The sequence below is a fragment of the Streptomyces sp. SP18BB07 genome (assembly GCF_036322545.1).
Lineage (GTDB): Bacteria > Actinomycetota > Actinomycetes > Streptomycetales > Streptomycetaceae > Streptomyces > Streptomyces deccanensis.
The window spans coordinates 1-17,153 of record NZ_JAQYWT010000271.1; the positions used below are offsets into that span (position 1 = coordinate 1).

The following is a 17,153-nucleotide window of genomic DNA, read 5'->3' on the forward strand; positions in this document are numbered from 1 at the left end:
CAGTTCGAGCTTCATCTCCGGAGTGGGGACACCGACGAGAACGACCGTCCCGGCCAGATCACGGGCGTAGAAGGCCTGCTTGTACGTCTCCGGGCGGCCGACCGCCTCGATGACGACGTCGGCGCCGAAGCCACCGGTCAGTTCTCGGATCGCCTCGACGGGGTCGGTCTCCTTGGAGTTGACCGTGTGGGTGGCACCGATGCTCTTGGCGGTGGCCAGCTTCCGGTCGTCGATGTCCACCGCGATGATCTTCGCCGCGCCCGCCAGCTCGGATCCTAGGACCGCCGCGGCCCCGACCCCACCGCAGCCGATGACGGCGACCGTGTCGCCCCGGCCGACGTTCCCGGTGTTGATCGCGGCGCCGATGCCCGCCATCACCCCGCAGCCCAGCAGTCCGGCGACAGCCGGGGCGGCGGCCGGGTCGACCTTGGTGCACTGACCGGCGGCGACGAGGGTCTTCTCCGCGAAGGCGCCGATACCGAGGGCCGGCGACAGCTCCTGACCGGTCGAGGCGAGCGTCATCTTCTGCGTCGCGTTGTGGGTGGCGAAGCAGTACCAGGGCCGGCCACGCCGACATGCCCGGCAACTACCGCACACGGCACGCCAGTTGAGGATGACGAAGTCACCGGGGGCGACGTCCGTGACGCCCTCCCCCACCGCCTCCACCACGCCGGCCGCCTCATGGCCCAGCAGGAAGGGGAAGTCGTCGCTGATCCCGCCCTCCCGGTAGTGCAGGTCGGTGTGGCAGACCCCGCACGCCTGCACCTTCACCAGCGTCTCACCGGGGCCGGGGTCCGGCACGACGATCGTTTCCAGGCTGACGGGGGCGCCCTTGCCCCGGGCGACGACAGCACGGACCTGGTGAGCCATGACCACTCCTCGGCTGGTACGAGACCTGAGTCTGACGTTCCTCAATGCGATACGCATAGCGCGTACCGCAACACAGCATCGTGGAGGGTCGACCGGGGGTCAAGAAGTCCCACGGCCGTCGGCGCCGCTCCGGCGCGACACCCCCTAGGTCGTCCGCTCCTGGTCGGGGAGGGGCTGCTCGGCCCAGATGGTCTTGCCCGCGCGGGTGTGGCGGCTGCCCCAGCGCTGGGTGAGCTGTGCGACGAGCAGCAGGCCCCGGCCGCCCTCGTCGAAGGCGCGGGCCCGGCGCATGTGCGGAGCGGTGGCGCTGGAGTCCGAGACCTCGCAGATGAGGGTGGCCTCACGGATCAGCCGCAGCTGGATCGGGGAGCCGCCGTAGCGGATGGCGTTGGTGACCAGCTCGCTGACGACGAGCTCCGTGACGAAGGTGAGTTCCTCCAACTGCCAGGCGGCGAGCTGGTCGCAGGCCAGTTTGCGGGCTTGCCCCACGAAGGCGGGGTCGGCGGGAACGTCCCAGACGGCGACCCGGTCCGCGTCCAGGGCCCGGGTCCGGGCCAGCAGCAGGGCGACGTCGTCGACGGGGCGGTCCGTCAGCAGGCTCCCCAGGACCCCGTCGCAGGTCTCCTCCAGCGGACGGCCCGCGCCGCAGAGGGCCTGGCGCAGCCGGTCGAGTCCGTCGTCGAGGTCGCGTCCGGCCGCCTGGACGAGGCCGTCGGTGTAGAGGGCGAACACGCTGCCCTCGGGGACGTCGAACTCCGCGGTCTCGAACGGCAGCCCGCCCACGCCAAGCGGCGGCCCGATCGGCAGGTCGAGGAAGGCCGCCTCGCCGTCCGGGGCGATCAGGGCCGGTGGCGGGTGGCCGGCCCGGGCCATGGAGCAGCGGCGCGCGACGGGGTCGTACACGGCGTACAGACAGGTGGCCCCGATCTCGCCGGGGCTCTCCGCGTCCTCGGCCTCGTCCGCCGTCCGCTCGGAGTCCAGCCGGAGCACGATGTCGTCGAGCTGGGTGAGCAGTTCGTCCGGGGCGAGGTCGACGTCGGCCAGGGTGCGTACGGCCGTCCGGAGCCGGCCCATGGTGGCGGACGCCTGGACGCCGTGGCCGACGACATCGCCCACGACCAGCCCCACGCGGGCGCCGGACAGCGGGATGACGTCGAACCAGTCGCCCCCGATGCCGGCGCGGGTGCTGGCCGGCTGGTAGCGGGAGGCGACCTCGACGGCGGCCTGCCGGGGCGCGCGGTGGGGCAGGAGGCTACGTTGCAGTTCCAGGGCGATGGCACGCTCGCGGGTGTAGCGGCGGGCGTTGTCGACGCAGACGGCGGCGCGGGCGGCGAGTTCCTCGGCCAGCAGCAGGTCGTCCTCGCCGAAGGGCTCGGCGGTGCGGTGGCGGGAGAGGATCGACAGGCCGAGGGTGAGGCCGCGGGCGCGCAGGGGTACGGCCATGATCGAGTGGATGCCGTGGACCTCGATGCTGCGGGCCCGCTCCGGTGAGCCCCCCGACCACCGCAGCCCGGTGACGTCGTCGACCTCGTACAGCAGGGCACGGCCGGTGGCCAGCGCGCGGCCCGACGGCGACCCCTCGTCGTAGGAGTGCCTGCTGCCGACCGGGACGACGGCCTCGGGGCAGCCCTCCAGCACGGACCGGTGGGCGGCGCGGCGGAAGACCAGGGGGGCGGACTCGGGCGAGGGGGCGGCCTCCTCGCCGGCGAGCACCGAGTCCAGCAGGTCCACGATGACGAAGTCGGCGAGATGGTCCGTGCACACCTCGGCGAGTTCCTCGGCGGTACGGGTCACGTCGAGGGTGGAGCCGATCCGGTTGCTGGACTCGTTGAGCATGCTCAGGCGTCGGCGGGCCAGGAACTGCTCCGTGCTGTCGATCGCCGCCAGGCACATGCCCCGTACGTCACCGGAGGCGTCTTTCAGTGGGCTGAGGGAGACCAGCCACGCGTGTTCGTGCGTCTCGCCCGGCGCGCGGAGCCAGGCCTCGAACGGCATCGGCTCACCCGTTCGCAGCACCCGCCGCACCGCGTCGTCGAGCCCCTCGAAGCCCGGCAGTCGGCGCTGTCCGTCGGCGGACACCCCCACGCGCCGGCCGAGGAGGTCCTGCTGCGACCTGCCCATCACCGCCTCCATCGCGGAGTTCGCGGACACCGCGAACCCGTCCTGGTCGAAGAGCGCGATCGGGACGGGGAGCTGGTCCAGGGCCCATCGGCGCAGTCGCGCGGCGGGCTCCGGCACCGTGGCCGTCAGGAACCACTGGGTCCGGCCGGCGGAGTCCAGCAGGGGGTGCGCCTCCAGCTCCAGTTCCACGTCGTGGCCGTCCCGGTGCCGTGCGTGCACGGGGCCGCGCCAGTCGGCCGGTTCGGTGAGACGGCTCCGCGCCGGGGCGGGCAGGGCCCGGGCCAGCAGGTCGGCCGCGGGTCGGCCGAGCACCTCGCCGTGCTCGTAGCCGAGCACTCGTCGCGCGCCGGCACTCCACGCGGTCACCAGTCCCCTGGCGTCGACCGCGGCCGTGGCGACACCGTGCTCGCCCATCGTTCCTTCTCTCCGTACGACCTAAAGCCGTGGTCCATGGGCTCACAGATCGACTGCGGGGCACTGCTTCCAGCTTCATTGTGCGCCGGGCACGCCGGGCACGGCGCGTGACCACCCGGAACACCCGAGCCCCTACCCTGCCACGTCGCCTGCCTCGTGGGCGCCCGGTTTCACACCTCGTCCGGACGCCGTGGCCGCCATGCCCGGCACGTGCCTCTCCTGCCGGTGGGAGGTCGGCCCGACGTACGCCGACCGGCCACCGGCGGAGCCGACTTCACGGTTCGGCTGTGGGACGTGAGCCGGTCGCGTCCGCGGCACGGCCTCCCGGACCATCACCCGGGCCGAACGGCGGCAGTGCTTCCCCCGGTGGGCGTACCGTCCGCCCTGCGGGGATCGAGGCCGCCGATCGCGCGGGACGACTGGCGGTCGCCGTGCCGGCTGCGGCAGCCGCAGCCCCGGCAGTTCGGCGTTCATCGGTTCTGGGGCGGAGAGGGGCACCTCGATGGAGTCACTGGGCTCGGCGGCGGGTGTGCGGGGGCGTCGTCGGGGGCTGTTCGTCGGGTTGTGCACCCTGGACGTCGTCCAGCTCGTCGACCGGGTGCCGGGGCCGAACGAGAAGCTGACGGCTCGTGAGCAGCTCGTGGCCGCGGGCGGCCCGGCGGCGAACGCGGCGGTGACCTTCGCCCATCTGGGCGGTACGGCCACGCTGCTCACCGCGATCGGCCGCCATCCGCTGGGGGTCGCCGTCGCGGCGGATCTGGACCGGCTGGGCGTGACCGTGGTGGACCTGGCGGCCGACTCGGTCGAGCCGCCGGCCGTGTCGTCGGTGCTGGTGACCGCGTCGAGCGGCGACCGGGCCGTCGCCTCGACCAACGCGCGGGGCCACCGGCTCGACCCGCCGGACGACCTCGACGCGTTGGTGGCGGAGTGCGACGTCGTGGAGTTCGACGGCCACCACATGGAGCTGGCCGTGGCCGCGGCCCGGGTGGCGCGGGCGGCCGGTCGTCGGACCGTGCTCGACGGCGGGAGCTGGAAGGCCGGTACGGAGAGGCTGTTGCCGTCGATCGACGTGGCCGTCTGCTCGGAGGACTTCGACCCGCCCGGTACGGACGCGCCGGGGAGAGCACCCGCCGACACCCTGCGGTTCCTGCGGGACCACGGGGTCGTCCGGACGGCGGTCAGCCGGGGCGGGCGGCCGCTGGTCTGGGCGGGTCCGGACGGCGGGGGCACGGTGGCCGTTCCCGCCGTCCGGGTGGTGGACACGCTGGGTGCGGGTGACGTCCTGCACGGGGCCCTCGCCCATGGCCTCGCGGGGCAGGACGGGCTGACGTCGCGCGGGTTCGTCGAGGCCCTGGGCGAGGCGGCGGCGGTGGCCTCGCGGGCGTGCGCGTCGTTCGGGACCCGGGCGTGGATGCGGGGCGGGTGAGCCGCACCGGCCTGCCCGGCAGCCGATAAACAGCGCGCCGACTCTTTCGCCCTCAGGAGCGGCGTGGCATGCTCACCGCTCAGCGCACATATGAACGTCGTTCACATCCATGAAGAACCATGGGAAGGGCGAACGGACATGAGAGACGCACACGGGGCCGCCGACGGCGGCCGTAATGACATGAGCATGACCAGGCGGGTCCTGCTGGGGAGCGCCGTCGCCGTGGCGGCCGGTGCCGGTACCGCCGCCGCGGCCGGAGCGGGGTCCGGACCGGCCGCGACCCCGCCTCTGTGGCGGGAGTTCAGGCGCACCCCGTTCACACACCCGCAGATTCCGTACATCGGCCGCGCGGGCTGCCACGGTGGGGCCGCGCGCCCGCCCCGTCGGCCGGTCGTCGCCGACGTACGCGACTTCGGCGCGGTGGCGGACGGCACGACCGACTGCGCCCCCGCGATCAACCGCGCGATCGCCGCCGCCGGCCGGGCCGGCGGCGGCACGGTCACCGTCCCGTCCGGCACGTTCCGGATCGACGACGTGATCCGTCTGGACCGGTCGCACGTGGTCCTCAGGGGCGCCGGAAGCGGTCGTACGACTCTGTACGCGACGAAGCACCTCACGGAGTTGATCGGGGCCTACGGCTCCCGCTACGGGGGTGACAAGTCGGGGTGGTCGTGGGCGGGCGGCCTGATCTGGCTTGCGCCCAGGGCCCGTTGGGAGTCCCTCGTCGCGGCGATCAGGGCGAAGGCGTGGCCCTACGAGGGCTGGACGGGCAACCGGCGCGACGAGTGGCGCCCGCTCACGGCGGTCGCCCCGGCCCGGCTGGGCAGCTGGACGATCACGGTGACGGACGCGTCGTCGCTGCGTCCCGGCGCCCTGGTGCTGCTGCGACTCGCCGACGACGCGGACCACACCCTGCTGGAGCACATGTGCGGTGGCGGCCCGGGGCCGGAGACCTACGTCTGGGACGACAAGACCAAACTGACGTCGTACGTGCCCTACGAGTGGCCCGTCCGCATCACCCGGGTCCGGGGCCGGAAGGTCACCCTCGAACGTCCGCTGCCGCTCGACGTCCGACCGGAGTGGAACCCGCAACTGACCACGCACGTGCCGGAGTTGACCGGCTCGGGGGTCGAGGGCCTGACGCTGGAGGCGGCGGAGACTCCCCAGCGACCGCATCTGCTGGACAGGGGCCACAACGGGGTGGTGCTCCAGTGCGCGTACGACTGCTGGGTGGACGACGTGACGGTCCGCCACGTCGACAACGGCTTCGGTCTCGTGTCCGCCTCCGCGTGCACCCTGCGACGGACACGTGTCACCGGCCGCGGCTCCCACCACCCCTACTTCTGCCGCGAGGGCTCGCACGACAACCTCGTCGAGGACTTCACGATCGAGGAGCGCACCAGCCCCGCACCCGTCGGCACCCAACTGCACGGCATCAACGTGGAAGGGCTGTCCTCGTACAACGTGTGGTCGCGCGGCGACATGCGGACGGGCACCTTCGACAGCCACCGCGGACTGCCCTTCGCCAACGTCCGCACCGACATCACCGTGAACAACGACGGCCGGCACGGCGGCGACGCCAGTGCGGGCCCCCTGTTCGGTGCCCGCTTCACCCACTGGAACATCCGTGTCACCAACGCCCGCGCGGGGATGGTGCGGATCGACGGTCTGGCGCCGTACTCCGCCACCGTCGGCATCGACGAGGTCAGGGAGTTCGACCAGATCGACGTCCCCGATCTCACGGGTGATCTGCACGCGCGTCTGGAGCTGTACGGCAGCCCGCACGCCCTACGCCCCCGGAACCTGCACGAGGCCCAGCGCGCGCACATGCCTTCGTTCACGCACGTGAACGGGGTGGAGTCATGAGGGCCCGAACCCGCCTGGGTGTTCTCCTCGCTCTCCTCGTCGCCCTGCTCACCTCGGGAACGGTCCCCGCCTCCCCGACGCCGATGGCGCCCCGGGCCCGTACCACCGTCCTGGACGGGGTACGGCTGCAGTGGGCGAAAGCGCGCCTGGACCGGGGCGACCCCCACCTGCGGCGGGCCCTCGCGGCACTGCGGGTGCGCGCGGACGACTGGCTCGACCAGGGACCCTGGACCGTCGTCGACAAACCCAGGCCCGGGCCCGGCGGCGACGTCCACGACTATCTCAGCCAGGCTCCGTACTGGTGGCCGACGCGGCCCCCGACCGCCGAGAATCCATGGGGCTGCCCGTACGAGCAGCGCGACGGCGAGCGCAACCCCGAGGTGGACACCGGCACCGACCGCCAGGACGTCGAGAAGGTCTTCGACTCCGTCTATGACCTCTCCCTCGCCTGGTACTACACCGGCGAGCGGCGGTACGCCCAGAAGGCCGGGCAGGTCCTGCGCACCTGGTTCCTCGACCCGGCCACGAGGATGAACCCGAACCTCGACCACGCGCAGTTCATCCCGTGCCGGTACGACGGCCGCGCCATCGGCATCATCGACTTCTCGCAGTCCTTCACCGCCGTCCTGGACGCTCTCGCCCTGCTGGACACCGGCGCACCCGGCTGGACCGGGACCGACCGGGCCGGCATGAAGAAGTGGAACACCGACTTCCTCGGCTGGCTCAGGAACAGCGACTTCGGCAGACAGGAGGCTGCCGCCACCAACAACCACGGCACCTTCTACGACATGCAGCTCGCCGCCCTCGCCCTCGCGACCGGCGACCGGGCCCTGGCCCGCCGCACGGTCCTGGAGGCCGGGCGCAGGCGCGTCGTGCCGCAGATCGAGGCCGACGGCAGCCAGCCCCAGGAGCTCGCCCGAACCCGGAGTTGGCACTACTCGACCTTCGCCCTGGTCGCGCACACCCGGCTCGCGGCGATCGGCCGGCACGTCGGCGTGGACCTGTGGGCGTACCGGGGCCCGGACGGGCAGAGCCTGTTCGCGGCGGTGCGTTATCTGTTGCCCGCCGCGACCGGCGCCGCCGACTGGCCGCATCCGGAGCTCGGCTTCCTCCGGTACGCGGCGACCGACGTCGTGCACGCGGCGGCCGACGCGGGTGATCGGCGGGCCCGGCGGGCGGTTCCGTCGCTGCAGGCGCCACCGGGTGGCGATCTGTGGGCCCTGCGACCGGCGGCGGAGCAACTGGACGCCATCACGGGCTGACCGGCCAGACCGGGCGGCCGACCGCAACGCGGGCCCGAGCCGTCCACCCGAACGTGCTCGACGGGTGGGTCGGGCGGGTCGGTGGGCCGGTGGCGCGGCGGGTCGGTGGGGCGTGGTGGCGTTCAGGCCGTGGACAGGTCGATCGCCCGGTCGACGGCGCGCGGGCGCAGCACGCGCAGGATGCCTTCGAGCAGGTAGTAGTCGGCGTACGGGAGGGAGATCTCGATGCCGTCCTCGTTGGGCCGGTGGCGGGTGCAGCGGGCCACGACCGCCTCCGCGCGGGTCGATTCCCTGGTCAGGCAGGTCCTCGCCAGCGCGCCGAGGAGGCGCAGCGCGACGTCGCGGTACGCGCGTGCGCCGGTGGCGGCGGCCAGGTCGAGCAGTCCGCAGGCGGTGATCGCGCCGGCCGACGCGTCCTTGATGTCATGGGGTCGCTGTGGCGCCCGGTAGTCCCACACCGGAACGTGGTCCGGGGTGAGGGACCGCACCGCGTAGTCCGCGAGCCTGCGTGCGGTGGCGAGGAACTCCCCGTCGCCGGTCCGGCGGTACATCGTGGTGAATCCGTACAGTCCCCATGCCTGCCCTCGGGCCCAGCACGAGGTGGGGCTGTAGCCCTGCACGGTGTTGGGGCCGATGGGTGCGCCGGTGTCCGGGTCGAAGTCGAACACGTGCGGGGTGGAGCCGTCCGGGCGCGGGAACACCCGCTGCGTGGTCCTCGTGTGCTCGACGGCGATGTCCAGGTACTTCGGGTCGCCGGTCTGCCGGCTCGCGAAGGCGAGCAGGTCGAGGTTCATCATCGTGTCGATGATGACCCGGCCCGCGTTCCTCGGTTCGGTCAGCGCGCCCCAGGCGCGGATGAACCGGCCGCGCGGGTTGTACCGCTGGATCAGCGAGTCGGCGGCCCGCACGGCACCGGTCCGCCATTTCTCGTCGCCGGTAAGCCGCCAGGCGGTGACCCACGACGGGTAGAAGAGGAAGCCGAGGTCGTGGGTGCCCGTGTCGTGCTGCCGGGGCGCCAGCTTCTCCGCCGACGCCTGGGCCCAGGAGCGGAAGGCGTCGTCCCCGGTGTGCAGCCACGCCATCCACAGCGTGCCCGGCCAGAAGCCGCCGACCCAGTCGCCGTTCTGCGAGTAGACCCACTTCTCGAACTTCGTCCCGACCGGAAAGGCGGTCACCCGGGGCGCGACCGTGCGGATCCTGTCGACGGCGAAGTCGGCGGCCTCGCGGAGCGTGTGGGGGTCGGGCAGGGGGCTCCGGCCTCCGTCGGCAGCCGTTGCCGTCGCCGTGGAGCCCACCAGTGCGGCTCCGGCAGCCGTGGTCAGCACACCCCGTCGGGAAACACTCATGTCCGGGCCTCCAACTGTGCAGCGGGAGAAAGGAGTTGACCGAGCGTTGCACAGGGACTCCGGTGAAGTACACCTACATGAGCAATGTTCATGAGTGTGAATACGAACAGTGCGGATCGCGTCAGGAGGCCACGGTGGACCGCAGGGGCTGCACGGGTCGGGGCGAGGGGGTCGTCTCGCGGGCCACCAGGCAGTCCTCGAGGAACGCGAGCGCGCGCAGATGGTAGGCGCGGGCGGCCCGTCCGAGGCTGATGTTGTGTCCGGCCCCCGGTTGACGTTCGACGCTCACGCGCGGGGCGGCCGTGAAGTGCGCGGCGAGATCGGTGAGCGCCTCGTCGTCATGGCGCCACCAGGACTCGTGCTCGGCGAAGGTCAGCCGTACCGGCACGCGGACGCGGGGCGCGGTGGAGCGGAAGAGCAGCGGCCAGCGGGCCAGTTCGGCCCGTTCCAGGGCGGGCACGGGCTCGACGATCGAGCCGCTCTCCCGGAAGGTGCCCGAGGGATAGAGGCTCAGCGGCCCCCAGCTCCTGCGCAGGCGGCCGCCGTCGGAGGCGGTGGGCAGCTCGTGCGGCTCGACGGCGTACAGATGGCCGCAGCCCGAGATGTCGATCCCCAGCAGGTGCGGCAGGCCGGGGTCGGCGGCGGCGGTGAGGGCCACTTTGCCGCCGTAGGAGTGGGCGAGCAGGAACAGTCCGGCGCCCGTGTCGTGGTGGGCGGTGAAGTCGCGCAGCGCCGCGCGTAGCGACACGGCCTGCTCCGCCAGCCCCTGCCCCTCGGGGAGCCGGGCGGCGGAGTTCCGGTAGCCAGGCCGGTCCACGGCCAGGACGGTGTGGCCGAGGCTCGCCCCCAGCGTCAGCAGCGACTGCTGGGGGTGGGCCCGGCAGTCGAAGTAGCCCGCGTTCATGCCGCCGCCGTGCACCGCGACCACGACGGCGCGCGGGGAGCCGCCGGGCGGCTCGCCGACCAGCGCGGAGAGCGGCAGCCCCGCCGCGTCCAGGGTGATCGCGCGTACCTGATGCGCGGGTTCGTCGGCCGGTCCGGTCATGGTCGTTCTCCTCGGCGCCTCGGCGTCGGCAGGCAGGTGCGGGCCGTCGGCCGAGGCCAGGGTCTCCCGTCCCGCCGGTGTCCGCACCCGCGCCACCGCGGCCGGGTGAACGCGGCGTCAGGAGATGTCCGGACCGGCGATGGGCGGTCCCGCCGCCGGTACGCGTCGGCCGGCCCGTCGACAAGTACGGCTTCCGCCGGATGCACGTCGCGCCCGCGTTCCGTCGAGCGGCGTCGACCACACGGCACGGCCTTCATGCCCGCGCCCCGGAATCGGGGGCGCGGTGATAGGTGAGGAAGAGAACGCCGCTCTCCAGCGCGGTGTGATCGGTGAGCTGCCAGCGGCGGGGGTCGAAGGCCGCGCCTCGGGAGAACAGCGCTATGCCGGCGCCGAGGGTGAGGGGGCTGAGCTTGACGATCAGCCGGTCGATCTCCGGGTAGAGGGCGCCCGCCAGTTGGGCTCCGCCGAGCAGCCAGATGTCCTTGCCGTCCTCCCGCTTGAGCTCACGGACCCTCGCCACCGGATCGTCGGCGACGAGTTCCACGGCCGGGGCGGGCGCCTCGGTGAGCGTCCGCGAGAAGACGAGGTGACGCAGATGCGGATAGGCGTCCGGGACTCCGGCCGCCAGACCGATCTCGTAGCTCTTGCGACCTTCGAGGACGGTGTCGAAATGGGTGCCCTCGGCCGTGACACCCAGTGCCTCGCGGGCCCCGGCGGGCAGGGTCTCGGGGTACGTGGTGGCCAGGTGCCGGACGTAGTCCGGTGCGACCGGCCAGAAGCCGTCGGGGCCGGTGGGGTCCGCGCCGTCCGGTCCGGCGATGAAGCCGTCGAGGCTGGAGGCGATGTAGTACACGAGCTCGCGCATGAGGGGCCCTTCGTGGAGTGGTCGTCGTGGAGGCGGGGGCCGGGGTCACGTCGTGGGGGCGGTCCATTCCACGAACTGGACGATCACACCGTTGGGGTCGGTGATCTGGAAGAGGCGTTCGCCCCACGGCTCCTCACGCAGCGGCAGGGTGATGTCGACGCCCGCGGCCCGGAGCCTGTCCTCTTCGCGTGCGATGCCCGAGTCGAGGGTGAACGCGAGGATGAGCCCGCCGGCGTGCCGATCGCGCTGATCGGTCGGCAGGATCTCCGTGCCGCGGCGCAACAGGACGATGTCGGCCGCGGCGTCGACACGGCTCAGCGAGGAGAAGCCGTCCGCCGCCATGCGCTCCTCGTAGCCAAGGTGGGTGGTGAAGAACGAACGGGAGGCGGCCACGTCGTCGACGGTGAGGGAGACGGTGGAGGCGGTGATCTGCACGCGGTTCCTTTCGAGTGGGCAATGCCGAAAATCTTACGTCGGATGTAAAATTACATGGGACGCATGAATGTCGTCAACATATTTTTACTACCGGGGTAAGATTTCTCCATGAGCATCGAGAGCACAGGACTGCGCGAGTACAAGAAGCGCGAGACCCGGCAGCTGATCTCCGACCACGCCACTCGGCTCTTCATGGCACAGGGCTTCGAGGAGACGACCATCGCGGAGATCGCCACCGCCGCCCGCGTCGCAAAGAAGACCGTGACCAACTACTTCCCGCGCAAGGAGGACTTGGCCCTCGACCATCAGGACGCCTTCGTCGCGGGCCTGGCCGAGGCCGTGGCCGCCCGCTCCGCCGGCGAGTCCGCCCTCGGGGCGCTGCGCCGTACCTTCGCGGCCGGCGTCGCCGCCCAGGACCCGGTCATCGGCTTCGCCGGCCCGGACTTCTCCCGGATGATCCATGACAGCCCGACCCTCTCGGTCTGCCTGCGCACCCTGCACGACCGGCGCGAGGAGGCACTCGCCGCCGCCCTCGCCGAGGCCACCGGCTCCGCCCCCGACGACATCACCGCGCACACCGCCGCGGCCCTCCTCACGGCGGTGCACCGCGTCCTGTTCCGCCGCATCCAGGAGCTGACCCTCGCCGGCCGCACGAACGACGAGATCGCCGCCGTCGTCGCGGACGAAGCCACCGACGCCTTCGAGCTCCTGGAACCGGCCCTCGGGCACTATGCCGTGGCCTGAGCACCCCCTCCCGGGCCCGGGCCCGGCCCGCGCCGACGCGGCCCCCGCCGTCGGCGGCGCGGCTCCGGCCCGCACAGCAGCCAGGCGACGAGGGCCGTGACGAGGACTGCGGCCCACCGCACATGGGCGTCGTCCCAGTGAGGGTCGCTCGGAGGCACGAAGAGAGCGAAGCGGGGCGGGAGCAGGACCCCGGCCGTGATCGGGAGCGCCAGTACGGCGCCGGCCACGGCGGGCCCCGGTACGCGCACCTGGCTGAACCGCACCGTCGCCGCGGCCAGGGCGAGCGCCAGCGCGCACAGTGCGCCGGCCTCGACGGTCACCGCGCCCGACGGCAGCGCGGCCCGCCGCGCGGGGTCGGCACCGGCCCGTACGACGGCCAGCACCGCCGCCCACCACGCCACGACCGCCGGCGCCACGACGGCCGCACGCAGCGCCTGGCGGAGCGGACGCGGCACGGGAGGGACGCCGGTGGTGTGCCGGGCCGGGTCGTCCAGGACGAAGGCCGTGCCCACCGCCCCGCACAGCGCGGCCGCCCGCACCACGGTGACCAGCACCTCCGCCGGGAGGTCCATGGAGAACAGCGCCGGTACGGCGGCGACGGCCAGCCCGAGGGCCCAGCCGGCGGCCATCGTCGTCCACGGCAGCGACCGCGCCGTGGGCCGCACCAGCGCCGTGACCACCGCGCCCACCGGATGCCGCCGTCCCTCGCGCACCGACGGTCCCGGTACGCGTACGGACACTCCCGTCACGCGCACTGGTACTCCCGGTCGTCGGCGGTCTCGGTCGGAGCGGTGACACCCAGCAGGGCCGCCGCGCGGTCGGTGGTCGTACCGGAGGCCGACAGCTCCGCCCAGGACGCCTTCACCTTGCGCTCCACCTCTCCCCCGGGCCGGGCGAACAGCGCCTGGACGACGGCGAGTTCACGGCTCCGCAGGGCCACGGCGGTGGCCGGGGCCTGGATCACGCCGGGGCTGTTGAAGTCGTCGCCGGTCCTGTCGAACATGGCCTCGCCGTCCCGGGTGGCGCGGACCGCCAGCCACACCATCAGCACGCCCCGCGCATCGCAGTACGCCCCCTCGTAGCGCTCGTGCCCCACGACGAGGCCCCGGGCGACACTCGCCGCGAACTCCAGTTCCCGTTCACCGCCCCACGCCGTGGTGGCCGTCACCTCACCGGGCGCGGCGGGCTGAACCTCCGTGGTGCCCGACGGCCCGTCGAGGGCGGCGACCTTCTGCCGTACGGTCAGCGCCCGGGACGCGTCCGGTTCGCCGGCCAGCGTCCGCACCCGGTCCGTGACCCGGGCCCACTCGTCGGTCCAGGGAGTGAACTCGGGGAAGGCGCAGTACGTCGTGATCCCCCGCCGCTCGCAGTCCTGCAGTTTCGCCGGGTCCCGGGTCGCCGCCTCCCGCGCCGCGCGCACCGCGTCCGAGGGCGCCATGCCCTGGAGGACGACAGCCGCCACGACGACGCCGAGCGCGCCCAGGGCCGTCGCCCGTACCGCGCGCGTCCGGCCGCCGCTCAGCAGCACCGCGCCGGCCGTCACCAGCACCGCGAGCGCCAGCAGGTACAGCGCGTGTTCCGCCGCGGGCCTGCCCAGCAGGTCGGACGGCAGCGGCCTGGCGCCCTCGTCGAACAGCACGGGGGTCATGCCCCGCAGCCAGGCCGGGCTGCGCGAGTCGGCGACGAAGACCATGGACACCGCCACGAAGGCGATCACGGCCAGCGGGGCCACGAACGCCGACCGTGCGACCCGGGCGAGCAGCACTCCGAGGGCGGCGGGCAGGAGGATGAGCAGCGGGCCGGTCACCAGCTCGGACACCGAACCCCGGCCCACCGCCCCGGGCTTCAGCGCGGCGGCCGTGAACTGTCCGGCCACGATCAGCGCCCCCAGCAGGACCGTCGGCAGCGCGGAGAGCACATGGGCGACCGTGCGGCGCCACGGCGGCAGGACCAGCACGGTGAAGGTCGCGTCCGTGCCCCGCCGGTGGGAGCGGAGCACCGCCAGGTTCACCGCGACCATCACCGCCAGCCCCAGCAGCAGCTGTCCCAGCTGGGTCTCGCGGTCGACGTCCTGGAGAACCGGATAGGCGTCCTCCGGCTCACCGCCGGGCCACAGCACGAGTGCCAGGTACGCCACCAGGGCGACCAGCACGAGGGGGTGCAGCAGCAGACGCCGCGCCTCCGCCCGGGCGAGCGCGAGCATGGCCCGCCGCTCGCTCCGGACCCGTATCGGATACGGCTTCGGCTGCGACTCGGCCGTACGGCTCCCGGTCGCGGCCGTCATGCCGCCACCTCCGCGACCGGGTCGCCGCCGAGTGCCAGCAGATAGCCGTCCTCCAGCGTCGGTTCGACCAGCCGGGCGCCCGCGGGCGGGTCCCCGACGTTGCGGAACTCGCCCGTCCCGGTGCGCCATCCGGCTCGGGCACCCGGCTGCCGTTCCCCGCTGTGCCACACCCGGCCGTCCGCCACCGCCGTCAGCCCGACGGCCGTGCCGTCGAACCGGACGCGTCCCTTGTCCATCACCACCACCCGGTGGCAGAGCATCGCCACGTCCTCGGTCTGGTGCGTCGACAGCAGTACCGTCCGGCCCTCGCCGGCCTCGGCGATCAACTCCCGGAACCGCATGCGCTGTTCGGGGTCAAGGCCGACCGTGGGTTCGTCGAGGACCAGGAAGCCGGGGTCGCCGACCAGGGCCGCCGCGAGGGCGACACGCTGTCGCATGCCGCCGGAGAGCCGCCGTATCCGCTTGCCGCGCTCGTTCGCGAGACCGACCGCGTCGAGGACCCGACGGGCCTCGGCGTGCCGGGCGCGCCGGTCGGTCAGTTCCTTGAGGATCGCCACGTAGTCGATGAACTCGAAGGCGGTGAAGTCCGGGTGGAAGCCCGGATTCTGCGGGAGATAGCCCAGGTTCCTCCGCGTGTCCTGCCGGCCGCGGACCGTGCTCGGATCGTGCCCGAGGACGGTGAAGGCGCCGTGGTCGGGGGGTGTCGCCGTCGCCAGGATCCGCAGCAGCGTCGTCTTGCCCGCGCCGTTCGGCCCGAGCAGCCCCGTCACGCCCTCGGTGAGTCGCAGCGTGACGTCGTCCACCGCTCTCGTACCGCGATGGCTCAGGGTCAGCCCGGCGGCCGAGACCGTGGGTGGTGTCATGACAGCCTCCTGGCTGTGAATCGGGGGATCGAGAAGGTCAGAGGGAGCGGCCGAGAGGTCGGAGGGACCGGCCGAAAGATCAGAGGGAGCGGCCACAAGGTCAGAGGGACCGGCCGAGGGCGCGGCCGCTGTCGAAGCGGTCCCGGGCCGCCACCAGCAGCACCGACGCCAGCACCGCGACGGCCGCCGCCGCGCCCTGGCCCTTCGCGGTGAAGGGCAGCGGTGTCCCGGACGCCAGCAGTCGGCTCAGCACCACCAGGGCGGTCCAGCCGGTGCCGACGAGGGCCGGCGCGAGGACGGGCCCCAGCCGGGCCGTCAACGCGACGCCCGTCGACGTCAGCGCGAGCGCCGGCAGCAGCCAGCCGAGCGCCGCCAGGCCGTACGACGGCAGGGCCAGACTCGCCAGCGCGCTCAGCGCCGTCGTCGTCGCCAGCACTGCGACCGTCCGCACCATCAGCAGCCGGAAAGTGTGCGTCGGCGCGACCACGGCCGTCTCGTACGTCGGGTCGAGCCGCGGCCCGAAGGAGACCGCCACCCCCGCCAGCGGCAGCAGCGGGGCGGTGGCCAGGAGCATCAGCGGTGACGCCGCCACGCCCACGCCGACGGCGAGCAGGAGTGTGAGCACCACGGCGCCGAGCCAGGAGCGGCGCAGCACCGGGGTCGCGGCGAGCAGCCGCGCGGTGTGGTCGGCCACGCCCAGACGGATCAGGAACGACTCGACGGGTCCGGGCCTCGGCGCGTCCAGGGCGGCGTCCAGCCGGGCCCAGCCCGCGTCGGTCTCGGCGGTCGGGACATGGGCCGAGAGCGCGGCCCGGCAGTCGGCGCAGGCGGCGAGGTGGGTCTCGACGGACCACAGCCGGGGGGCCGCCAGGGTTCCGTGGGCGTACTCGCGCAGGTCCCCGTCGTCGGCGTGCCAGCTCATGTCAGGCCCTCCCGCAGTTGCTTCCGGGCGCGCATGGCCCGGGTCTTGACCGTGCCCGGGGGAATGCCGAGCAGGACCGCCGCCTCACGTGTCGTCAGGCCGTCGATCACCGTGGCCTGGAGGACCGCCCGCAGTTCCGGCGAGAGCCCGGCCAGCGAGCCCGCCAGGTCGCCGTGCTGCACCCGGGACAGCACCTGTTCCTCGGCCGACGCCTCGTCGCGCTGCCGCAGCCGGGCGAGCACCTGGCGCAGTCGGCCCCGGGCCCCGTCCCCCCGCAGCGCGTCCACCAGGCGCCGCGATCCGATGCGCCACAGCCAGCCGGCCACGTCGCCTTCCCGGTGGTAGCGGGCGGCTCCCCGCCACACGTCGAGGAACGTCTCCTGGACGACGTCGTCGACCAGCACCGGATCGGCGCACCGCCCGCGCAGCCGCAGCACGAGCCAGGGCGCGTAGCGCCGGTACAGCTCTTCGAAGGCGCGGCGGTCCCCGTCCGCGACCGCCCGCATCAGCTCGGCGTCGCCCGGACTCCCCCGTTTCAATTCGCTCACACCCCCTCATCGGATGGGACGCCCCGAACGGTTCACGCCGCGACGAACAAGGTTCTCCGGACGGGGAGTCGACCACGGCGAAGGGCTCCCGCACGAGACGTACGCGATGTACGCGATACACGCGACGTACGCGATGTACGAG

Annotated in this window: 15 protein-coding genes; 4 read left to right on the forward strand and 11 right to left on the reverse strand. The window is 73.3% G+C overall.

Translation table 11 applies throughout. The features are described 5' to 3' along the window. Together PUR53_RS11935 and PUR53_RS11940 are read right to left on the reverse strand one after the other, a co-directional pair. A partial coding sequence (locus PUR53_RS11935; RefSeq protein ID WP_329908281.1) for an S-(hydroxymethyl)mycothiol dehydrogenase occupies nucleotides 1-870 on the reverse strand: 870 nt, incomplete at its 3' end. Nucleotides 871-1,014: 144 nt separating this feature from the next. Next, nucleotides 1,015-3,405, reverse strand: a complete 2,391-nt coding sequence (locus PUR53_RS11940) for a SpoIIE family protein phosphatase (RefSeq protein ID WP_329895288.1) — start codon at nucleotides 3,403-3,405, stop codon at nucleotides 1,015-1,017. A gap of 502 nt (nucleotides 3,406-3,907) precedes the next feature. On the opposite strand from PUR53_RS11940, the gene PUR53_RS11945 reads away from it, so the two are divergent. The 3 genes from PUR53_RS11945 to PUR53_RS11955 all read left to right on the forward strand — a co-directional run bounded on the left by PUR53_RS11945 (nucleotide 3,908) and on the right by PUR53_RS11955 (nucleotide 7,959). Then, nucleotides 3,908-4,831, forward strand: coding sequence for a PfkB family carbohydrate kinase (locus tag PUR53_RS11945; protein ID WP_329895287.1), 924 nt, complete (start codon nucleotides 3,908-3,910; stop codon nucleotides 4,829-4,831). A gap of 138 nt (nucleotides 4,832-4,969) precedes the next feature. Further along, on the forward strand, nucleotides 4,970-6,697 hold the full coding sequence (locus PUR53_RS11950) for a glycosyl hydrolase family 28-related protein (RefSeq protein ID WP_329908282.1): 1,728 nt from the start codon (nucleotides 4,970-4,972) through the stop codon (nucleotides 6,695-6,697). Continuing rightward, nucleotides 6,694-7,959 carry an alginate lyase family protein gene (locus PUR53_RS11955; protein WP_329908283.1) on the forward strand — a complete coding sequence of 422 codons (1,266 nt, stop codon included), beginning with the start codon at nucleotides 6,694-6,696 and terminating at the stop codon, nucleotides 7,957-7,959. The genes PUR53_RS11950 and PUR53_RS11955 overlap by 4 nt, the downstream gene beginning before the upstream one ends. 122 nt (nucleotides 7,960-8,081) lie before the next feature. On the opposite strand, the gene PUR53_RS11960 is transcribed toward PUR53_RS11955, so the two are convergent. From PUR53_RS11960 to PUR53_RS11975, 4 genes are all read right to left on the reverse strand, one after another. Then, nucleotides 8,082-9,305, reverse strand: coding sequence for a glycoside hydrolase family 88 protein (locus tag PUR53_RS11960; RefSeq protein WP_329895284.1), 1,224 nt, complete (start codon nucleotides 9,303-9,305; stop codon nucleotides 8,082-8,084). A 121-nt stretch (nucleotides 9,306-9,426) separates the two neighbouring features. After that, complete coding sequence (locus tag PUR53_RS11965; RefSeq protein WP_329895283.1) at nucleotides 9,427-10,350, reverse strand: alpha/beta hydrolase; 924 nt, start codon at nucleotides 10,348-10,350, stop codon at nucleotides 9,427-9,429. A gap of 253 nt (nucleotides 10,351-10,603) precedes the next feature. Then, nucleotides 10,604-11,215, reverse strand: coding sequence for a dihydrofolate reductase family protein (locus tag PUR53_RS11970; protein WP_329895282.1), 612 nt, complete (start codon nucleotides 11,213-11,215; stop codon nucleotides 10,604-10,606). 45 nt (nucleotides 11,216-11,260) lie between these two features. Beyond that, nucleotides 11,261-11,650: a VOC family protein gene (locus PUR53_RS11975; protein ID WP_329895281.1), complete on the reverse strand. Its 390-nt coding sequence runs from the start codon at nucleotides 11,648-11,650 to the stop codon at nucleotides 11,261-11,263. Nucleotides 11,651-11,758: 108 nt separating this feature from the next. On the opposite strand from PUR53_RS11975, the gene PUR53_RS11980 reads away from it, so the two are divergent. Further along, nucleotides 11,759-12,394, forward strand: a complete 636-nt coding sequence (locus tag PUR53_RS11980; RefSeq protein WP_329908284.1) for a TetR/AcrR family transcriptional regulator — start codon at nucleotides 11,759-11,761, stop codon at nucleotides 12,392-12,394. Here the strand turns inward: PUR53_RS11980 and PUR53_RS11985 are convergent. From PUR53_RS11985 to PUR53_RS12005, 5 genes are all read right to left on the reverse strand, one after another. Further along, a complete protein-coding gene (locus tag PUR53_RS11985; protein ID WP_329908285.1) occupies nucleotides 12,379-13,143 on the reverse strand; it encodes an ABC transporter in 765 nt (254 codons plus the stop codon). The two genes, PUR53_RS11980 and PUR53_RS11985, sit on opposite strands and share 16 nt — an antisense overlap. After that, nucleotides 13,140-14,678, reverse strand: coding sequence for an ABC transporter permease (locus tag PUR53_RS11990; protein WP_329908286.1), 1,539 nt, complete (start codon nucleotides 14,676-14,678; stop codon nucleotides 13,140-13,142). Before PUR53_RS11990 ends, PUR53_RS11985 begins: the two co-directional genes overlap by 4 nt. Continuing rightward, entirely contained in the window at nucleotides 14,675-15,541 is an 867-nt protein-coding gene (locus tag PUR53_RS11995) for an ATP-binding cassette domain-containing protein (RefSeq protein ID WP_329895277.1), read from the reverse strand. Before PUR53_RS11995 ends, PUR53_RS11990 begins: the two co-directional genes overlap by 4 nt. A 100-nt stretch (nucleotides 15,542-15,641) precedes the next feature. Then, on the reverse strand, nucleotides 15,642-16,463 hold the full coding sequence (locus PUR53_RS12000) for a zf-HC2 domain-containing protein (protein ID WP_329895276.1): 822 nt from the start codon (nucleotides 16,461-16,463) through the stop codon (nucleotides 15,642-15,644). After that, nucleotides 16,460-16,969: an RNA polymerase sigma factor gene (locus PUR53_RS12005; protein WP_329895294.1), complete on the reverse strand. Its 510-nt coding sequence runs from the start codon at nucleotides 16,967-16,969 to the stop codon at nucleotides 16,460-16,462. The genes PUR53_RS12000 and PUR53_RS12005 overlap by 4 nt, the downstream gene beginning before the upstream one ends. Nucleotides 16,970-17,153 lie beyond the last annotated feature (184 nt).

Bases quoted from the DNA above. Each gene is read 5' to 3' on its own strand.
- PUR53_RS12000 (WP_329895276.1), bottom strand. From the start codon at position 16,463: ATGAGCTGGCACGCCGACGACGGGGACCTGCGCGAGTACGCCCACGGA.
- PUR53_RS11990 (WP_329908286.1), bottom strand. From the start codon at position 14,678: ATGACGGCCGCGACCGGGAGCCGTACGGCCGAGTCGCAGCCGAAGCCG.
- PUR53_RS11955 (WP_329908283.1), top strand. From the start codon at position 6,694: ATGAGGGCCCGAACCCGCCTGGGTGTTCTCCTCGCTCTCCTCGTCGCC.
- PUR53_RS11945 (WP_329895287.1), top strand. From the start codon at position 3,908: ATGGAGTCACTGGGCTCGGCGGCGGGTGTGCGGGGGCGTCGTCGGGGG.
- PUR53_RS12005 (WP_329895294.1), bottom strand. From the start codon at position 16,969: ATGCGGGCGGTCGCGGACGGGGACCGCCGCGCCTTCGAAGAGCTGTAC.
- PUR53_RS11995 (WP_329895277.1), bottom strand. From the start codon at position 15,541: ATGACACCACCCACGGTCTCGGCCGCCGGGCTGACCCTGAGCCATCGC.
- PUR53_RS11980 (WP_329908284.1), top strand. From the start codon at position 11,759: ATGAGCATCGAGAGCACAGGACTGCGCGAGTACAAGAAGCGCGAGACC.
- PUR53_RS11950 (WP_329908282.1), top strand. From the start codon at position 4,970: ATGAGAGACGCACACGGGGCCGCCGACGGCGGCCGTAATGACATGAGC.
- PUR53_RS11940 (WP_329895288.1), bottom strand. From the start codon at position 3,405: ATGGGCGAGCACGGTGTCGCCACGGCCGCGGTCGACGCCAGGGGACTG.
- PUR53_RS11960 (WP_329895284.1), bottom strand. From the start codon at position 9,305: ATGAGTGTTTCCCGACGGGGTGTGCTGACCACGGCTGCCGGAGCCGCA.
- PUR53_RS11965 (WP_329895283.1), bottom strand. From the start codon at position 10,350: ATGACCGGACCGGCCGACGAACCCGCGCATCAGGTACGCGCGATCACC.
- PUR53_RS11970 (WP_329895282.1), bottom strand. From the start codon at position 11,215: ATGCGCGAGCTCGTGTACTACATCGCCTCCAGCCTCGACGGCTTCATC.